Source organism: Salmonella sp. JXY0409-18 (genome assembly GCF_020268625.1).
GTDB classification, from domain to species: Bacteria; Pseudomonadota; Gammaproteobacteria; order Enterobacterales; family Enterobacteriaceae; genus Salmonella; species Salmonella enterica.
The window spans coordinates 2,530,560-2,548,252 of record NZ_CP084216.1 but is presented as its reverse complement, the minus strand read 5'-3'; the positions used below and the strand labels follow the sequence as shown (position 1 = coordinate 2,548,252).

The 17,693-nt window shown below is 52.4% G+C and carries 18 protein-coding genes; 13 read left to right on the top strand and 5 right to left on the bottom strand.

Annotated features, from left to right (window positions below; genetic code table 11):
* Positions 1-21: 21 nt before the first annotated feature.
* On the bottom strand, positions 22-1,365 hold the full coding sequence (gene gdhA, locus LDB27_RS12315) for an NADP-specific glutamate dehydrogenase (protein WP_000372865.1): 1,344 nt from the start codon (positions 1,363-1,365) through the stop codon (positions 22-24).
* A gap of 238 nt (positions 1,366-1,603) precedes the next feature.
* On the opposite strand from gdhA, the gene LDB27_RS12310 reads away from it, so the two are divergent.
* Complete coding sequence (locus tag LDB27_RS12310; protein ID WP_000336847.1) at positions 1,604-1,879, top strand: YnjH family protein; 276 nt, start codon at positions 1,604-1,606, stop codon at positions 1,877-1,879.
* On the opposite strand, the gene LDB27_RS12305 is transcribed toward LDB27_RS12310, so the two are convergent.
* Both LDB27_RS12305 and xthA read right to left on the bottom strand, forming a co-directional pair.
* Positions 1,839-2,255 (bottom strand): pyrimidine (deoxy)nucleoside triphosphate diphosphatase, encoded by a 417-nt coding sequence (locus LDB27_RS12305; protein WP_000592137.1) that lies wholly within the window; start codon positions 2,253-2,255, stop codon positions 1,839-1,841. The genes LDB27_RS12310 and LDB27_RS12305 overlap by 41 nt on opposite strands.
* A 72-nt stretch (positions 2,256-2,327) precedes the next feature.
* On the bottom strand, positions 2,328-3,134 hold the full coding sequence (gene xthA / locus LDB27_RS12300; protein ID WP_000673954.1) for an exodeoxyribonuclease III: 807 nt from the start codon (positions 3,132-3,134) through the stop codon (positions 2,328-2,330).
* Between the two features lie 445 nt (positions 3,135-3,579).
* On the opposite strand from xthA, the gene LDB27_RS12295 reads away from it, so the two are divergent.
* The 6 genes from LDB27_RS12295 (at position 3,580) to spy (ending at position 10,428) form a co-directional block, all read left to right on the top strand.
* Complete coding sequence (locus LDB27_RS12295) at positions 3,580-4,806, top strand: aspartate aminotransferase family protein (protein WP_000059491.1); 1,227 nt, start codon at positions 3,580-3,582, stop codon at positions 4,804-4,806.
* Positions 4,797-5,831 (top strand): arginine N-succinyltransferase, encoded by a 1,035-nt coding sequence (gene astA, locus LDB27_RS12290; RefSeq protein WP_001263885.1) that lies wholly within the window; start codon positions 4,797-4,799, stop codon positions 5,829-5,831. Before LDB27_RS12295 ends, astA begins: the two co-directional genes overlap by 10 nt.
* Complete coding sequence (gene astD / locus LDB27_RS12285; RefSeq protein ID WP_000177264.1) at positions 5,828-7,306, top strand: succinylglutamate-semialdehyde dehydrogenase; 1,479 nt, start codon at positions 5,828-5,830, stop codon at positions 7,304-7,306. Before astA ends, astD begins: the two co-directional genes overlap by 4 nt.
* Positions 7,303-8,646, top strand: coding sequence for an N-succinylarginine dihydrolase (astB, locus tag LDB27_RS12280; protein ID WP_000123944.1), 1,344 nt, complete (start codon positions 7,303-7,305; stop codon positions 8,644-8,646). Before astD ends, astB begins: the two co-directional genes overlap by 4 nt.
* A complete protein-coding gene (gene astE, locus LDB27_RS12275; RefSeq protein WP_000368453.1) occupies positions 8,639-9,607 on the top strand; it encodes a succinylglutamate desuccinylase in 969 nt (322 codons plus the stop codon). The genes astB and astE overlap by 8 nt, the downstream gene beginning before the upstream one ends.
* Positions 9,608-9,942: 335 nt before the next feature.
* Positions 9,943-10,428, top strand: coding sequence for an ATP-independent periplasmic protein-refolding chaperone Spy (gene spy / locus LDB27_RS12270; RefSeq protein ID WP_001228998.1), 486 nt, complete (start codon positions 9,943-9,945; stop codon positions 10,426-10,428).
* Positions 10,429-10,502: 74 nt separating this feature from the next.
* Here the strand turns inward: spy and cho are convergent, their stop codons facing one another.
* Together cho and nadE are read right to left on the bottom strand one after the other, a co-directional pair.
* Entirely contained in the window at positions 10,503-11,384 is an 882-nt protein-coding gene (gene cho, locus LDB27_RS12265; RefSeq protein ID WP_001518228.1) for an excinuclease Cho, read from the bottom strand.
* Positions 11,385-11,504: 120 nt separating this feature from the next.
* Positions 11,505-12,332 (bottom strand): ammonia-dependent NAD(+) synthetase, encoded by an 828-nt coding sequence (gene nadE / locus LDB27_RS12260; protein WP_000174980.1) that lies wholly within the window; start codon positions 12,330-12,332, stop codon positions 11,505-11,507.
* Positions 12,333-12,550: 218 nt separating this feature from the next.
* On the opposite strand from nadE, the gene osmE reads away from it, so the two are divergent.
* From osmE to LDB27_RS12230, 6 genes are all read left to right on the top strand, one after another.
* Positions 12,551-12,892, top strand: a complete 342-nt coding sequence (osmE, locus tag LDB27_RS12255; protein WP_001039301.1) for an osmotically-inducible lipoprotein OsmE — start codon at positions 12,551-12,553, stop codon at positions 12,890-12,892.
* 300 nt (positions 12,893-13,192) lie between these two features.
* A complete protein-coding gene (gene chbB / locus LDB27_RS12250; RefSeq protein WP_000412161.1) occupies positions 13,193-13,513 on the top strand; it encodes a PTS N,N'-diacetylchitobiose transporter subunit IIB in 321 nt (106 codons plus the stop codon).
* An 82-nt stretch (positions 13,514-13,595) separates the two neighbouring features.
* A complete protein-coding gene (chbC, locus tag LDB27_RS12245) occupies positions 13,596-14,954 on the top strand; it encodes a PTS N,N'-diacetylchitobiose transporter subunit IIC (protein ID WP_000073063.1) in 1,359 nt (452 codons plus the stop codon).
* Between the two features lie 50 nt (positions 14,955-15,004).
* The gene (gene chbA / locus LDB27_RS12240; RefSeq protein WP_000459883.1) at positions 15,005-15,352 is read left to right on the top strand and encodes a PTS N,N'-diacetylchitobiose transporter subunit IIA; all 348 of its coding nucleotides are present in this window, start codon (positions 15,005-15,007) and stop codon (positions 15,350-15,352) included.
* A gap of 10 nt (positions 15,353-15,362) precedes the next feature.
* Positions 15,363-16,205 (top strand): transcriptional regulator ChbR, encoded by an 843-nt coding sequence (chbR, locus tag LDB27_RS12235; RefSeq protein WP_000983393.1) that lies wholly within the window; start codon positions 15,363-15,365, stop codon positions 16,203-16,205.
* A gap of 124 nt (positions 16,206-16,329) precedes the next feature.
* Complete coding sequence (locus tag LDB27_RS12230) at positions 16,330-17,685, top strand: 6-phospho-beta-glucosidase (protein ID WP_000078772.1); 1,356 nt, start codon at positions 16,330-16,332, stop codon at positions 17,683-17,685.
* Positions 17,686-17,693: the final 8 nt, after the last annotated feature.

The window sequence follows — 17,693 nt, the reverse complement described above, 5'->3', positions numbered from 1 at the left end:
CCATCTGGCCTGACGACGGGATTAAATGACGCCCTGCGCCAGCATGGCGTCGGCGACTTTCACGAAACCGGCGATGTTGGCGCCCTGAACGTAGTTGGTATGCTTATTATCGCCGCCGTACTCGACACAGGCGTGGTGGATATCCAGCATAATGTGATGCAGACGGGCATCCACTTTCTCGGCTTTCCAGCTCAACCGCGCGGCGTTCTGCGCCATTTCCAGCCCTGATGTCGCCACGCCGCCCGCGTTGGCGGCTTTACCCGGCGCAAACAGTACGCCCGCTTCAAGGAAGAGATCGGTCGCTTCAATCGTGGTTGGCATATTTGCCCCTTCCGCCACGGCTTTTACGCCATTGGCAATCAGTACGCGCGCGGCGTCAACGTCCAGTTCGTTCTGCGTCGCGCATGGCAGGGCGATATCCACCGGTACGCTCCAGGGCTGCTGGCCTTCCAGATAGGTTAAGCCAAACTCACGGGCGTAGTCAGCGACGCGACCGTCACGGCTGGCTTTAATTTCACACAGACGCGCCAGCTTCTCTGGCGTGAAGCCACTTTCATCGACCACCGTCCCGCTCGAATCCGACGCGGTAACCACGCGCGCGCCAAAGGCCATCGCTTTCTCAATGGCGTATTGCGCTACGTTGCCGGAGCCGGACACGGCGACGCGCATCCCTTCGAAACCGAGACCATGACGTTTAAGCATTGCTTCGGTAAAGTAGACCAGGCCATAGCCCGTCGCCTCCGGGCGAATCAGGCTGCCGCCGAAGGAAAGCCCTTTGCCGGTGAAGACGCAGGCGCTGTTATTGGAAAGCTTGCGCATCATTCCCGCCATAAAGCCCACTTCGCGCCCGCCCACGCCGATATCCCCGGCAGGCACGTCGGTATCCGGCCCTAAATGGCGATACAGTTCAGTCATTAGCGCCTGGCAGAAACGCATCACTTCGCCTTCGCTTTTCCCTTTCGGATCGAAATCGCTGCCGCCTTTACCGCCGCCCATCGGCAACGTGGTGAGGGCATTTTTAAAGGTTTGCTCAAAGCCGAGGAACTTAAGGATGGAAAGGTTTACCGAAGGATGGAAGCGCATACCGCCTTTATAGGGACCGATAGCAGAGTTGAACTGCACGCGCCAGGCGCGATTTACCTGCACCTGGTTTTTGTCGTCCAGCCACACTACGCGAAACTGAATTACGCGCTCTGGTTCAACCAAACGTTCCAGTAAAGACATGTGGCGGTAACGGGGGTTTTGTTCAAGAAACGGCCACAGGGTGGTCATGACTTCACGGACGGCTTGCGCGAACTCGGTTTGATGCGGGTCGCGCTTTTGTACATGGTTGAGGAACGATTCCAGAGAACATGTCTGATCCATAGATATAAAAACCTCTTATATATTAATGTGGTTGTATTTGCGTTTTATCAGAATATGTATTTGCAGTTTTCGACTATACCATCAGCAATGTGACGGTAAGCAAGAAAAAAATGACGCTGCTAAGTAAATTCATAACGGGGCGAGGGTCATAACTAAAAGCGATGACAAAAGAGGATTAAAGTTTTCACGGCGGCTTACCGTTATACTGAGAATATATTTAGAAAAATAAGGAACTCCTATGTGCCGAAGCCTCGTGGTCGCCGTGATGGCTATAATGCCAATGGTCGGGCTGGCAAACCAGAACAGTCGTCCTGATATTCAGGTGAATGTCCCGCCGGAAGTTTTCAGCACGCGCGGTCAGTCGTCCCAGCCCTGCATTCAGTGCTGCGTTTACCAGGATCAGAATTACTCCGAAGGCGCGGTAATAAAAGTGGAAGGCGTCTTGCTCCAGTGCCAGCGTGACGAAAAAACCATCAGCACGAATCCGTTAGTCTGGCGTCGCGTAAAGCCATAAACGCCTGCAATAGCGGAATATCCGCCGGGGCGAGGGGGTACTCCAGCGCCTCTTCCGGCGTACACCAGGCTAATGCCTGATGTTCCAGCGCACGTATCAGACCGTTAAACGCAGGCACATGCCAGGCGTGCAAATGAATTCGTCGGCCAGACACGTCGCGTTGATGGCTGGCGATATAGACGCCGGGCGTGGCGTCAATCCCTAACTCTTCGCGTAGCTCGCGGACAAGCGCCTGCGGCTGGGTTTCGCCGGGTTCGACTTTACCGCCGGCAAACTCCCATAAACCGGCTTGATCCGCATGAGCTGGGCGCTGGGCCAGCAGAATTTTGCCGTCGCGTTCAATGATGGCGGCAACAACATCGAGTTTTTTTATCATTGTCGTTAAGGTCGTTATTCCTGCCGGGAAGCGTCGCGCTATCCCGGCCTTACGGTTAATCAGAAAGCGGAATCAAACACGAAACGTCGCCCAGACCGGCGCATGGTCGGAGGGTTTTTCCATACTGCGAATGTCATAGTCTATACCGGTTTCTGCGCAACGTTCCGCCAGCGGAGCGCTTGCCAGCAAGAGGTCGATACGCAGCCCGCGATTATCCACGAAACCTTTTGAGCGGTAATCAAACCACGAAAATTTATCCATCGTTTGCGGATTCGCCTGACGGAACGTGTCCACTAATCCCCACTTCAGTAACCGTGACATCCATTCACGCTCCTCCGGCAGGAAGGAGCATTTACCGGTACGCAGCCAGCGTTTGCGGTTCTCTTCGCCGATGCCAATATCCAGATCGGTCGGGCTGATATTCATGTCGCCCATAATTAATACCGGATTATCGCACTTGAGTTCCGTTTCAAGATAGTTTTGCAAGTTCTGATAAAACTGCGCTTTCGCGGGGAACTTCAACGGATGATCCCGGCTTTCCCCCTGCGGGAAATAGCCGTTAATGACGGTAATATTACCCAGCGGCGAGGGGATTTCCGCCATGATAATGCGGCGTTGCGCCTCTTCGCCATCATCCGGGAAACCGCGTCTGACGGAAATGGGCGTGGCTTTTGTTAGCAGCGCGACGCCGTAATGGCCTTTTTGTCCATGATAGAAAACGTTATAGCCCAGCTTCGCGACCTCTTCGAGCGGGAACATTTCGTCGTGGACTTTTGTCTCCTGTAGGCCGATCACATCGGGCTGGTGTTTTTCGACAATCGCTTCAAGCTGATGGGGACGGGCGCGCAGGCCGTTGATATTAAAAGAGACAAATTTCATAGTCACTGCCACTTTGCAAGGTGAATCGTGTTGGGATGGTAACAGAAATTTTACCGGGTGACTGCCACTCATCGTCAGATTCGGCCAATGGAAGCGTATGGTGTTTTCTATAGCGCGAAAATGGCACGGTTTGCGTGCAGATGCGCCAGAACGGGGCGGTAATTTCCAGTAAATTTCGTATAAGATCACAATTCCAGAATTATATTTGGCAACTGAATAATATTTCGCTTTTTCCTCTTTTTAGCCACCGATTATGCGGAAATATTCACTTTTCATGCAGTAAAAGTGAATATCGCTACGCTGTAACCCATTGATTTACCGTCTATCACTTCTGTTTATGCAATTTTAACGCTGGCTGGCACGAATGCTGCAATCTACATTTACAGCGCAAACACTCATATTAATTAACATATAAATAACTTTATTTTTACCAAAAGAGGTCGCTATGTCTCTGTCAGTTACGCGCGAAAACTTTGATGAATGGATGGTGCCGGTATATGTTCCCGCGCCTTTTATTCCTGTACGCGGAGAAGGCTCACGCCTGTGGGATCAGCAGGAGAAAGAGTACATTGATTTTGCTGGCGGGATCGCGGTCAACGCATTGGGACATGCGCATCCGGCGCTGCGCGAGGCGTTAAATGAACAGGCGAATCGCTTCTGGCATACCGGGAACGGTTACACCAATGAGCCGGCGCTGCGACTGGCGAAAAAACTGATCGACGCGACCTTCGCCGAACGCGTTTTCTTTTGTAATTCAGGCGCTGAAGCAAATGAAGCAGCATTAAAACTGGCGCGCAAATATGCCCACGATCGTGCCGGCAACCATAAAAGCGGCATTGTGGCCTTTAAAAACGCGTTCCATGGTCGCACGCTCTTTACCGTCAGCGCTGGCGGTCAACCCTCCTATTCACAGGACTTTGCGCCGCTGCCGCCGGATATTCGTCATGCAGCCTATAACGATCTGAACTCCGCCAGCGCGCTAATTGATGACAATACCTGCGCCGTGATCGTAGAGCCTGTGCAGGGCGAGGGCGGCGTGATCCCCGCCACGAAAGCTTTTTTGCAGGGGCTGCGTGAATTGTGCGACCGGCATCAGGCGTTACTGATTTTTGATGAGGTGCAGACGGGCGTCGGACGTACCGGCGAACTGTATGCATATATGCATTATGGCGTTACGCCCGATATCCTGACGACCGCTAAAGCGTTGGGTGGCGGCTTCCCGATCGGCGCGATGCTGACCACGCAAGACTATGCCAGCGTTATGACGCCAGGCACGCATGGCACCACCTACGGCGGTAATCCGCTGGCGACGGCAGTTGCCGGAAAAGTACTGGATATCATCAATACGCCGGAGATGCAAAACGGCGTCAGACAGCGCCACGATGCGTTTATTGAACGTCTAAATACCATTAATGTACGTTTTGGCATGTTCAGTGAAATTCGCGGGCTGGGGCTACTGCTTGGCTGTGTGCTACAGACGGAGTTTGCCGGAAAAGCCAAACTCATCGCCCAGGAAGCGGCAAAAGCAGGTGTGATGGTGCTCATCGCCGGCGGCGACGTGGTGCGTTTTGCGCCAGCGTTAAATGTGAGCGACGAGGAGATAGCCACCGGGCTTGATCGTTTTGCCCTGGCGTGCGAACGCCTTCAGACGGGAGGCGCACCATGCGGGTGATTCGTCCTGTCGAACATGCGGATATCGCCGCGCTGATGCAGCTTGCAGGCAAAACGGGCGGCGGCTTAACCTCGCTACCGGCAAATGAAGCGACGCTGGCGGCCCGCATTGAACGCGCGCTAAAAACCTGGTCCGACGAGCTGCCAAAAGGCGAACAAGGGTATGTATTCGTTCTCGAGGACAGTGAAACGGGTGAGGTCGGCGGGATCTGCGCCATTGAGGTCGCGGTCGGTCTTAACGACCCCTGGTATAACTATCGTGTCGGTACGCTGGTTCATGCCTCCAAAGAGCTGAATGTATATAACGCGTTGCCAACATTATTCCTGAGTAATGATCATACCGGCAGCAGTGAGCTTTGCACGCTGTTTCTCGATCCCGAATGGCGTAAAGAGGGTAACGGCTACCTGTTGTCAAAATCGCGCTTTATGTTTATGGCCGCGTTTCGCGATAAATTCAATGAGAAAGTGGTGGCGGAAATGCGCGGCGTCATTGACGAGCACGGTTATTCTCCCTTCTGGCAAAGTCTCGGCAAACGCTTTTTTTCTATGGATTTCAGCCGGGCGGATTTTTTATGCGGTACCGGGCAAAAAGCGTTTATCGCCGAGCTGATGCCCAAACATCCTATTTATACCCACTTCTTATCTGAAGAGGCACAGGCCGTAATTGGCGAAGTCCACCCGCAAACGGCGCCAGCCCGCGCGGTGCTGGAAAAGGAAGGCTTTCGCTATCGCCACTATATCGACATCTTCGACGGCGGGCCGACGCTGGAGTGTGATATTGATCGCGTGCGGGCTATTCGTAAAAGCCGACTGGTGGAAGTCGCGGAAGGGCAACCCGCGCCTGGCGACTATCCGGCATGTCTGGTCGCCAATGAAAACTATCACCACTTTCGGGCCGCGCTGGTGCGCGCCGATCCGCAGACTTCACGACTTGTACTGACCGCCGCGCAGTTGGATGCGCTGAAATGTCGCGCGGGCGACCACGTTCGGCTGGTACGCCTTTGCGCTGAGGAGAAAACCGTATGACGCTATGGATAAACGGCGACTGGATAACCGGTCAGGGCGAACGCCGCCGCAAAACGAACCCGGTGAGCGCGGAGATACTTTGGCAGGGGAATGACGCTAATGCGGCACAGGTCGCCGAGGCCTGTCAGGCGGCGCGCGCGGCGTTTCCTCGTTGGGCCAGAGAGCCTTTTGCCGCACGACAGGCTATCGTAGAGAAATTTGCCGCCCTGCTGGAGGCGCATAAAGCCGAGCTCACGGAGGTCATCGCACGTGAAACCGGTAAACCGCGCTGGGAGGCGGCGACGGAAGTGACGGCGATGATCAATAAGATTGCCATCTCGATTAAGGCTTACCACGCCAGAACCGGCGAACAAAAAAGCGAACTTGTCGATGGCGCCGCGACGTTGCGCCATCGTCCTCACGGTGTGCTGGCGGTATTCGGCCCTTATAACTTTCCCGGCCATTTACCGAATGGCCATATTGTGCCCGCGTTGCTGGCAGGCAATACGCTGATCTTCAAACCTAGCGAGCTAACGCCATGGACCGGGGAAACGGTAATAAAACTCTGGGAACGGGCGGGGCTACCGGCAGGCGTTCTTAATCTGGTGCAGGGCGGCCGGGAGACCGGACAAGCGCTGAGTTCGCTCGACGATCTCGACGGGCTGCTGTTTACCGGCAGCGCCAGTACCGGATATCAGCTTCATCGCCAGCTATCCGGCCAGCCGGAAAAAATCCTGGCCCTGGAAATGGGCGGAAACAACCCGCTCATTATTGAGGATGCGGCAAATATGGATGCGGCGGTACATCTGACGCTGCAATCGGCGTTTATTACCGCCGGACAGCGCTGTACCTGCGCGCGACGCCTTCTGGTAAAACAGGGTGCGCAGGGAGATGCATTTCTGGCGCGGCTGGTTGACGTCGCCGGACGTCTGCAGCCCGGCAGATGGGACGACGATCCGCAGCCGTTTATCGGCGGACTGATTTCAGCGCAGGCGGCACAGCATGTGATGGAAGCCTGGCGTCAACGAGAGGCATTAGGCGGGCGCACGCTACTGGTGCCGCGGAAGGTCAAAGAGGGAACCTCTCTGCTGACGCCTGGCATCATTGAGCTGACGGGCGTCACGGATGTGCCGGATGAAGAGGTGTTTGGTCCGCTGCTGAACGTCTGGCGTTATGCGCATTTCGATGAGGCGATTCGTCTGGCGAATAATACCCGTTTTGGTCTGTCGTGTGGGCTGGTGTCGACGGATCGCGCGCAGTTCGAACAGCTCTTGCTGGAGGCGCGGGCAGGGATCGTTAACTGGAATAAACCGCTCACCGGGGCAGCGAGTACTGCGCCGTTTGGTGGTGTCGGCGCGTCTGGCAACCATCGGCCCAGCGCCTGGTATGCCGCCGATTATTGCGCCTGGCCGATGGCCAGTCTGGAATCTCCCGAACTGACGTTGCCTGCGACATTAAGCCCCGGCCTCGACTTTTCTCGCAGGGAGGCGGTATGACGGCGCATGAAGTTAATTTTGACGGGCTGGTGGGGCTTACGCACCATTATGCCGGGCTATCCTTCGGCAATGAGGCATCGACCCGCCACCGTTTTCAGGTGTCGAATCCTCGTCTGGCGGTAAAGCAGGGGCTGCTAAAGATGAAGGCTTTGGCGGATGCCGGCTTTCCCCAGGCGGTGATCCCGCCGCATGAGCGGCCTTTTATTCCGGCGTTGCGTCAGCTCGGCTTCACGGGTAGCGATGAGCAGATTCTGGATAAGGTTGCGCGTCAGGCGCCACGCTGGCTTTCCAGCGTGAGTTCCGCGTCGCCAATGTGGGTTGCGAATGCGGCGACGGTTTGCCCATCGGCAGACGCGCTGGACGGGAAAGTTCACCTGACGGTGGCGAATTTAAACAATAAATTTCATCGCGCTCTGGAGGCGCCTGTTACCGAAGCGCTGCTACGCGCCATATTTCGCGATGAAAGTCAGTTTTCAGTGCATAGCGCGTTACCGCAGGTCGCATTATTGGGAGATGAAGGCGCGGCGAATCATAACCGTCTTGGCGGCGAGTATGGTTCGGCAGGCGTGCAGCTTTTTGTCTATGGGCGCGAAGAGGAGAATGAAATACGACCCGCTCGTTATCCGGCGCGCCAGAGCCGCGAAGCCAGCGAGGCCGTGGCTCGTCTTAATCAGGTGAATCCGCAACAGGTTATCTTCGCTCAGCAAAACCCGGAGGTCATCGATCAAGGCGTATTCCATAATGATGTCATTGCCGTCTCGAATCGACAGGTATTGTTTTGTCACGAAGCGGCGTTTGCCCGGCAGAAAGTGCTCATTAATCAGTTGCGTACGTGCGTTGACGGTTTTATGGCGATAGAGGTGCCCGCCGGTGAGGTTTCTGTATCAGATGCTGTGGCGACCTACCTGTTTAATAGTCAATTGTTAAGCCGTGACGACGGCTCAATGCTGTTAGTGTTGCCGCGGGAATGTCAGGACCATGTCGGCGTCTGGCGCTATCTGAATAAGCTGGTGGCGGAGGATAACCCCATCAGCGCGATGCAGGTATTTGATTTGCGAGAAAGTATGGCCAACGGCGGCGGTCCGGCCTGTCTGCGATTACGCGTGGTGTTAACAGAAGAAGAACGACGGGCGGTGAATCCAGCGGTAATGATGAATGACGCTCTGTTTACGGCCCTTAACTCGTGGGCGGATCGTTATTATCGCGATCGCCTGACCGCCGCCGATCTGGCCGATCCGTTATTATTGCGAGAAGGCCGGGAGGCGCTGGATATGTTAACGCATCTGCTGGATTTGGGGTCGGTTTATCCTTTCCAGCAAACGGGGGCGGCTGATGGATAACTTTCTGGCGTTGACGCTAAGCGGCACGACACCACGGGTGACGCAGGGGAAGGGCGCGGGTTTTCGCTGGCGCTGGTTAGGCCATGGTCTGCTTGAACTCACGCCCGATGCGCCGGTCGACCGCGCGTTAATTCTTTCTGCGGGGATACACGGCAATGAAACCGCGCCGGTAGAGATGCTGGATAAGCTGCTGTCGGCGCTGTATTCAGGCAGCTTGACGTTAACGTGGCGAGTGCTGGTGGTACTCGGCAATCCGCAGGCGCTGGCGGCGGGAATACGCTATTGTCACAGCGATATGAACCGTATGTTTGGCGGGCGTTGGCAGTCCTTTGCCGAAAGCGATGAAACGCGGCGGGCGCGTGAGCTGGAGCTAAGTCTGGAGACCTTCTTTTCATCTGGCCAGGCGCGGGTACGCTGGCATCTGGATCTGCATACCGCCATTCGTGGCTCGCATCATTTGCGTTTTGGCGTATTGCCGCAGCGCGACCGCCCGTGGGAGACAGATTTTCTGGCGTGGCTGGGCGCGGCAGGACTGGAGGCGTTGGTATTTCATCAGGCGCCCGGCGGTACGTTTACGCACTTTAGTTCTGAACATTTCGGCGCGCTTTCCTGTACGCTGGAGTTGGGAAAGGCGTTGCCGTTTGGGCAAAACGATCTGACGCAGTTCAGTATAACCTCGCAGGCGTTGTCGGCGCTGTTGAGCGGTGTCGAAATGTCAACCTCGTCTTCGCCGCCGCTACGCTATCGGGTGGTGTCGCAAATCACGCGTCACAGCGACAAGTTCACGCTTTATATGGATGCGCAAACGCTGAATTTTACTGCCTTTGCGAAGGGAACGTTGCTGGCCGAGGAGGGGGATAAGCGTGTGACGGTGACGCATGACGTTGAATATGTTCTCTTTCCTAATCCCTCTGTCGCCTGCGGATTGCGGGCTGGATTAATGCTGGAAAGACTGCCCTGATAAATGTCCCTGTAAGCTCACGTTAGGATTACAGGGATGATTTGGGACACAGTTTCATGCTATTACGGATTATTCCTGGAGAATTGCTTTATTAATAAGCGTTGCTGCGTTATAGTTCTGCATAATTTCTGCTATATCATGCTGTTGTATATTTATCTTTCAACTCTGCGCAATTTATTCTTTTTTTCTTCACAATTGGCGAAAAAGTGTTTTTTATACTTTCATTGTTTTACCGTTGTTCTGACTAATTGACGCTAAGACGGTTAAAGTTAATCACGACAACACGGCGCTGTTTTAAATATGCCGTAAAAATAACTGAAAGGAAGGATGGAAATATGCGTAAACTGACTGCTCTATTTGTTGCCTCTACCCTGGCGATGGGTGCTGCGAATCTGGCTCATGCCGCTGAGACTACCACCGCCGCGCCAGCGGATGCGAAGCCAATGATGCAGCATAAAGGTAAATTTGGCCCACATCACGATATGATGTTTAAAAACCTGAACCTGACAGACGCACAGAAGCAACAAATTCGCGACATTATGAAAGCGCAGCGCGAGCAAATGAAACGTCCGCTGCTGGAAGAGCGTCGCGCCATGCATGATATTATTGCCAGCGATACCTTCGATAAAGCCAAAGCCGAAGCGCAAATTACGAAAATGGAAGCGCAGCGCAAGGCCAATATGCTGGCGCATATGGAAACCCAGAATAAAATTTATAACGTTCTGACGCCGGAGCAGAAAAAGCAATATAACGCTAATTTTGAGAAGCGTCTGACAGAACGCCCGGCGCAAGAAGGTAAAATGCCTGCTGCGGCAGAATAACTTTCCGCATAATTTAAGACCGCCGGTCTTGTCGACAACACAATCGTTGAGGTGGACAGGATCGGCGGTTTTCTTTATGACTGGCGACAGTCGGTGTGCAGTTCAATGATCTCATATTGACCTGACATTAGTGGCTTACAGAGAATTTTATAGCCATCCTGATCAAAGCCCGCAGGGGTGCGCACCAGGGTGGCGGCCTCATCCAGCGAGGGGACCGCCCCCAGCCATAACCAGTTGTTGATAATGTGGAACTGGGTCATTTGTGGGCGGCTCTCTTTTAACGCGATAGCGCCTTTCCAGGGCCAGCAAACCACACGTAACCGTTCCAGCGAGGCCTGCAGACGAAGAAAATGCGCCTGCGGGGTTTCTTGCCCACAGCACGCGCCAGCGCAGCGCTTCAGAGCGAAACGAAAACAGGCGCGCCCACGGCTTACCGGTTCAAGCCCCAGCAGGCCATAACACAATTTTTGTTCATCGGCGAGGTTCTGTAAGCTTTGCAGCGCCGCCCGACGGTTGGCGAAGAGCCCAAACAGGTTCGGCTCATGGGAAAAATCGACGCTGCGGGCGGAAACGACCTCAATCTTTTGTTCGCTCAACTGTAGAGAGCAAAGCTGGCGATTACGCCGTAACCGCTTGTTAAACAGCGGCTGTTGTTCTTTGATCAGCCGCGCCTCCAGCAGCAACGCGCCCATTTCCCCAGCGGTGCAGATCCAGCTTATCCGCCGCGCCTGTCGCAGCATAGCGGCCTCGTCAGGCGTTCGCAGATGTGAGAGCACCCGGCTGCGAATATTTACGCTTTTACCGATATAAAGCGGCAGCGTATCGCTTTCGCTATGAAATATATAGACGCCCGGTAAGGCTGGCGCTTCGCTGAGGAAAGGACGTAAATGTTCTGGATATTCGTAAATGGCCGCCGCTTCAAACTCAAGGCGGGGGGCTGATTGACGCCGTACCACAGTGATCTCCGTTAACTGGTTATTCATCCAGTATAACAGCGGATGGGTGATTAAAAAAGAGGCTGGGAAGAGAGGAGGCCGGATAGACGAGCGATATCCGGCGCAACAGTAGAAGTACGCTTACTTTTTCCAAAAGTCGTCGAATACCGTAATCGGTAAACGGCGCTTATGTTCAGTTTTTACATACCAGCCTTCGATAGTTTTAGCGATGGCGGGGTCCAGCGTTTTGCCTTCCAGGTAATCGTCAATATTGTCATACGTTACGCCCAGCGCGGCTTCATCAGGTAGTGAAGGGCGGTCGTCTTCCAAATCGGCGGTGGGGACTTTTTTATACAGATGCTCAGGACAGCCCAGCGCTGCGAGAAGCTGTTTGCCCTGGCGTTTGTTAAGGCGATGAAGCGGGTTAATGTCGGTACCGCCATCGCCATATTTGGTGAAGAACCCGGTTATCGCTTCCGCCGCATGGTCGGTGCCCACCACGACTCCGTGAGTCATACCGGCGATGCTATATTGCGCTTTCATTCGCTCACGCGCTTTTTCATTGCCGCGAACAAAATCGCTCAGCTCAATTCCCGCTTCGCGCAGCGCCTGTTCGCTGGCGAGGACGGCGCCTTTAATATTGACGGTGAGTACTCTGTCCGGCTGAATAAAAGCAATGGCGTCCTGGCAATCCTGTTCATCGGCCTGCACGCCATAAGGCAGACGAACGGCGATAAACTGCAGCGCATTATCACCGGTCTCTTCCCGCAATTCGGCGATAGCCATCTGGCTAAGTTTCCCGGCCAGCGTCGAATCCTGCCCGCCGCTGATGCCTAACACCAGCGATTTCAAAAAGGGATAGGTTTTCAGGTACGCTTTAAGAAAATCCACGCTGCGGCGAATTTCTTCTTCAGGGTTGATATGTGGTTTCGCGCCAAGCGCCTGGATTATCTCTTGCTGCAGAGTCATTTAACCCCCTTCGACATTAAAAAAATGAATCTTTACCCTGTTAAAGCTAACCCTTCGCCGCTGAAACGACAAGGTTTGGCGGGCTAAGCGGTGTTTAAAACAACATATCGCCGCGTTAGAGAATTTTCCGAAAGGCTTTTTGTGGCGAGGCGCGGCTTGAAAAATGTTCTGATGTATTCCAGGCTTACATAACACGCTGATAAACAAGAGGACGGAAAATGAACAAGAACGTAGCAGGAATTTTAAGCGCAGCGGCGGTAATGACTATGCTGGCAGGCTGTACGGCGTATGATCGTACAAAAGACCAATTTGTTGAGCCTGTCGTTAAAGATGTTAAAAAAGGAATGAGCAGGGCACAGGTTGCGCAGATTGCGGGCAAACCGTCATCTGAAGTGAGCATGATTCATGCGCGCGGTACCTGTCAGACCTACATCCTGGGTCAACGTGATGGTAAAGCGGAAACCTACTTTGTTGCGCTGGATGATACCGGGCACGTGATTAACTCCGGCTACCAGACCTGTGCGGAGTACGACACTGACCCACAGGCGCCGAAGCAGTAACAACTGTACATTGCCTGAACATTCAAGGAAACCGGCCTGCGAGCCGGTTTTTTTGTGCCTGCAATAACCTTATTTATTATCGCGAATTATTTGCCCGAAATGTGAGGGGGGTCATAACGCCAGGTCAATGAGAGACAATTTAGTGGGTCAAGGAAATACCATCCGGCGGTCCGATCCCGTATACTCATTTCAGCCACCTAAAAAAGTAAATCCGGTTACGCAAGTCGCCCAGAGTATGGATGCAGGTTGAGGCTTGCGGCGTATCTGGTTGACAGATAATCGCACATGAGGAAGGTTTTTATGGAAAAGAAACACATTTATCTGTTTTGTTCTGCGGGCATGTCAACATCGTTACTGGTATCAAAAATGCGCGCTCAGGCTGAAAAATATGAAGTACCGGTTATTATTGAAGCATTCCCTGAAACCCTGGCCGGTGAAAAAGGCCCGGCAGCGGACGTCGTGTTATTAGGCCCGCAAATTGCTTATATGCTCCCCGAAATTCAGCGTTTATTACCCGGTAAACCGGTAGAAGTCATTGATTCAATGTTGTACGGCAAGGTAGATGGTTTAGGCGTGCTTAAAGCTGCGGTAGCGGCAATTAAAAAAGCCGCCGCGAATTAATTATTTTTTAATTTTTCCCGTCAAAGAGTTATTTCATACACTAACCGCAATATTTTATTGCGGTATTTAAGGGTATTTTTCTATGAGTAACGTCATTGCTTCACTTGAAAAGGTACTCCTTCCTTTTGCTGTAAAAATAGGAAAGCAGCCACACGTTAATGCAATCAAGAACGGCTTTATTCGTTTAATGCCATTAACCCTTGCGGGGGCGATGTTTGTATTAATTAATAACGTTTTCCTGAGCTTTGGGGAGGGGTCGTTTTTTTATTCCATGGGCATTCGGCTTGATGCCTCAACCATTGAAACACTTAATGGATTGAAAGGCATCGGCGGGAACGTCTATAACGGCACATTGGGCATTATGTCGCTCATGGCGCCATTTTTTATCGGCATGGCGTTGGCGGAAGAGCGCAAGGTTGATGCGCTGGCCGCCGGACTGCTCTCCGTGGCGGCATTTATGACCGTAACGCCGTATAGTGTCGGCGAGGCCTATGCCGTAGGCGCAAACTGGCTGGGCGGCGCGAATATTATCTCCGGTATTATTATTGGCCTGGTGGTCGCGGAGATGTTTACATTTATTGTCCGGCGCAACTGGGTGATTAAACTACCGGACAGCGTACCGGCTTCGGTGTCTCGTTCATTCTCAGCATTAATTCCCGGCTTTATTATTCTCTCTATTATGGGGATTATTGCCTGGGCGCTGTCTAATTACGGTTCTAACTTCCATCAGATTATTATGGACACTATCTCTACGCCGCTGGCATCGCTGGGTAGCGTGGTAGGGTGGGCATATGTCATTTTTGTACCGCTGCTGTGGTTCTTTGGTATTCATGGTTCGCTGGCGCTGACCGCGCTGGACAGCGGCATCATGACGCCCTGGGCGCTGGAAAACATCTCTATTTACCAGCAGTATGGCTCCGTCGATGCGGCGCTGGAAGCCGGTAAAACGTTCCATATCTGGGCGAAACCGATGCTGGATTCTTATATCTTCCTCGGTGGTAGCGGCGCAACGCTGGGTCTGATCATCGCTATCTTCCTCGCATCTCGTCGCGCGGACTATCGCCAGGTGGCAAAACTGGCGCTGCCGTCAGGTATCTTCCAGATTAACGAACCCATCCTGTTTGGTCTGCCGATTATTATGAACCCGGTGATGTTTATCCCCTTTATTCTGGTACAACCGATTCTGGCGGCGATTACGCTGGTGGCTTACTATTTGGGTATTATTCCGCCGATTACCAATATTGCGCCGTGGACCATGCCAACCGGGTTGGGGGCGTTCTTTAACACCAACGGCAGTGTCGCCGCGTTGCTGGTTGCGCTATTTAACCTGGCGGTCGCTACCCTGATTTATCTCCCCTTCGTGGTGGTGGCTAACAAAGCGCAGAACGCCATCGAGCAGGAAGAAAGCGAAGAAGATATCGCTAACGCACTGAAATTCTAAACTCCGCGCCGGCATGGGATGCCATGCCGGGCTGAATCAGAGGAAAGACTATGTTTGATCTTGAAAATGTTGTAGATAACCAGACAGCGGCTGAGGAACTCGAAGAAGTCGTTATGGGGCTTATCATCAATTCTGGTCAGGCGCGCAGCCTGGCATATGGCGCGCTCAGAAAAGCGAAAGAAGGCGATTTTGAGGCGGCGAAAGCGATGATGGACCAGTCGCGCATAGCGCTCAATGAAGCGCATCTTGTGCAGACAAAACTCATCGAAGGCGATCAGGGCGAAGGCAAAATGAAAGTCAGTCTGGTCCTGGTTCACGCTCAGGATCATTTGATGACCTCAATGCTGGCTCGTGAACTGATCGCTGAGTTGATTGAGCTCCATGAGAAACTGAAATAACAGGGGGCGGATGATGCAGCTACAGGTTAACGCAACGGAAATCAAAACGGTTTATGAGCAGCAGCTCTTCAATGGCAAAAATTTCCATGTGTTTATCTATAACAAGACGGAAAGCGTCACCGGGCTGCATCAGCACGACTACTATGAATTTACCCTGGTATTAACCGGACGTTATTACCAGGAGATCAACGGGAAGCGTGTGCTGCTGGAACGTGGAGATTTTGTTTTTATCCCGGTGGGGTCGAATCACCAAAGTTTCTATGAGTTTGGCGCAACGCGTATTCTGAACGTAGGAATTAGTAAACGTTTTTTTGAACAGCATTATCTTCCGTTACTGCCGTTTTGTTTTGTGGCATCGCAGGTATACAGGGCGAATAGCACCTTCCTTACCTATATTGAAACGGTGATTGCGTCGTTGAATTTTCGCGGCAATGGGCTCGACGAATTTATCGAAGTGGTGACATTTTATATTATAAACCGCTTACGTCATTACCGCGAAGAGCAGGTTTATGATGATATTCCACAATGGCTGAAAGCAACCGTGGAGATAATGCATGATAAAACGCAGTTTGGCGAACATGCGCTGGAAAATATGGTGCGCCTGTCGGCAAAATCCCAGGAGTATCTGACGCGCGCCACCCGACGTTATTACAGCAAAACGCCGATGCAAATCATTAATGAGATTCGCATTAATTTTGCCAAGAAACAGTTGGAAATGACCAACTATTCGGTTACGGATATTGCTTATGAAGCCGGGTATAGCAGTCCAAGTCTGTTTATTAAAACGTTTAAGAAGATGACCTCATTCACACCGAATAGTTATCGGAAGCGATTGACGGAAATTAATGAGTAACGGTTTACATTGCTCGATTAGTTACATTTCACGCTTGCCCCAATAGCGCGGGGAACGTCACGCTATTTCTTACGAGCGGGCATAGCGTAATACATATCAGTGTCATACACTGAAGGGAGATATTATGAGCCAGAAATTAAAAGTCGTCACTATTGGTGGCGGGAGCAGCTACACCCCTGAATTACTTGAAGGCTTTATTAAGCGCTACCATGAATTACCTGTCACCGAATTATGGCTGGTTGATGTTGAAGACGGGAAAGAGAAGCTGGACATTATTTATGATCTCTGCCAGCGAATGATTGATAAAGCAGGCGTTCCGCTAAAATTGTATAAAACGCTGGATCGTCGGGAAGCGCTGAAAGACGCTAATTTTGTTACTACCCAGCTGCGCGTTGGTCAACTCAAAGCCCGTGAACTGGACGAGCGTATCCCGCTTAGCCACGGCTATCTGGGGCAAGAAACCAACGGCGCTGGCGGTTTATTTAAAGGGTTGCGCACCATTCCGGTTATTTTTGACATCATTAAGGATGTTGAGGAATTATGTCCGAATGCGTGGGTCATTAACTTTACTAATCCGGCGGGGATGGTGACGGAAGCGGTTTATCGCCATACCAACTTTAAAAAATTCATCGGCGTATGTAATATTCCTGTCGGCATGAAAATGTTTATTCATGACGTGCTGGCGCTGAATGAGAATGACGATCTTTCCATTGACCTGTTTGGTCTAAACCATATGGTCTTTATTAAAGATGTGCTGGTGAATGGCACCTCACGGTTCGCAGAATTACTGGATGGCGTGGCGTCCGGTCAGTTGAAAGCGTCAACCGTAAAAAATATCTTTGATCTGCCGTTTAGTGAAGGATTGATTCGCTCGCTGAACATGCTGCCGTGCTCTTATTTGTTGTATTACTTCAAGCAAAAAGAGATGCTGGCGATTGAAATGGGCGAATATTACAAAGGCGGCGCGCGCGCTCAGGTCGTACAAAAAGTGGAGAAACAACTCTTCGACTTGTACAAAAATCCTGAGCTAAACGTGAAGCCGAAAGAGCTTGAACAACGCGGCGGCGCTTATTATTCCGATGCCGCTTGTGAAGTCATTAACGCTATTTATAATGACAAGCAGACTGAGCATTACGTTAATATTCCACATCATGGGCATGTCGAGAATATCCCGGCGGACTGGGCGGTGGAAATGACCTGCATTCTGGGACGCAATGGCGCGACGCCGCACCCGCGTATCACCCGTTTTGACGAAAAAGTGCTGGGGCTTATCCACACTATTAAAGGATTTGAGGTCGCGGCCAGCAATGCGGCGCTGAGCGGAAACTTTAATGATGTGCTGCTGGCGCTTAACCTGAGTCCGCTGGTGCATTCCGACCGCGACGCAGAAGTCCTGGCGCGTGAGCTCATTCTGGCGCATGAAAAATGGCTGCCTAATTTTGCCGCTTGCATCGAAGCGCTTAAAGGTAAGCACCACTGACAGAGGTA

Bases quoted from the DNA above. Each gene is read 5' to 3' on its own strand.
- LDB27_RS12305 (WP_000592137.1), bottom strand. From the start codon at position 2,255: ATGATAAAAAAACTCGATGTTGTTGCCGCCATCATTGAACGCGACGGC.
- astE (WP_000368453.1), top strand. From the start codon at position 8,639: ATGGATAACTTTCTGGCGTTGACGCTAAGCGGCACGACACCACGGGTG.
- LDB27_RS12230 (WP_000078772.1), top strand. From the start codon at position 16,330: ATGAGCCAGAAATTAAAAGTCGTCACTATTGGTGGCGGGAGCAGCTAC.
- chbA (WP_000459883.1), top strand. From the start codon at position 15,005: ATGTTTGATCTTGAAAATGTTGTAGATAACCAGACAGCGGCTGAGGAA.
- osmE (WP_001039301.1), top strand. From the start codon at position 12,551: ATGAACAAGAACGTAGCAGGAATTTTAAGCGCAGCGGCGGTAATGACT.
- LDB27_RS12310 (WP_000336847.1), top strand. From the start codon at position 1,604: ATGTGCCGAAGCCTCGTGGTCGCCGTGATGGCTATAATGCCAATGGTC.
- chbC (WP_000073063.1), top strand. From the start codon at position 13,596: ATGAGTAACGTCATTGCTTCACTTGAAAAGGTACTCCTTCCTTTTGCT.
- astB (WP_000123944.1), top strand. From the start codon at position 7,303: ATGACGGCGCATGAAGTTAATTTTGACGGGCTGGTGGGGCTTACGCAC.
- chbB (WP_000412161.1), top strand. From the start codon at position 13,193: ATGGAAAAGAAACACATTTATCTGTTTTGTTCTGCGGGCATGTCAACA.
- gdhA (WP_000372865.1), bottom strand. From the start codon at position 1,365: ATGGATCAGACATGTTCTCTGGAATCGTTCCTCAACCATGTACAAAAG.
- xthA (WP_000673954.1), bottom strand. From the start codon at position 3,134: ATGAAATTTGTCTCTTTTAATATCAACGGCCTGCGCGCCCGTCCCCAT.
- LDB27_RS12295 (WP_000059491.1), top strand. From the start codon at position 3,580: ATGTCTCTGTCAGTTACGCGCGAAAACTTTGATGAATGGATGGTGCCG.
- astD (WP_000177264.1), top strand. From the start codon at position 5,828: ATGACGCTATGGATAAACGGCGACTGGATAACCGGTCAGGGCGAACGC.
- nadE (WP_000174980.1), bottom strand. From the start codon at position 12,332: ATGACTCTGCAGCAAGAGATAATCCAGGCGCTTGGCGCGAAACCACAT.
- astA (WP_001263885.1), top strand. From the start codon at position 4,797: ATGCGGGTGATTCGTCCTGTCGAACATGCGGATATCGCCGCGCTGATG.
- chbR (WP_000983393.1), top strand. From the start codon at position 15,363: ATGATGCAGCTACAGGTTAACGCAACGGAAATCAAAACGGTTTATGAG.
- spy (WP_001228998.1), top strand. From the start codon at position 9,943: ATGCGTAAACTGACTGCTCTATTTGTTGCCTCTACCCTGGCGATGGGT.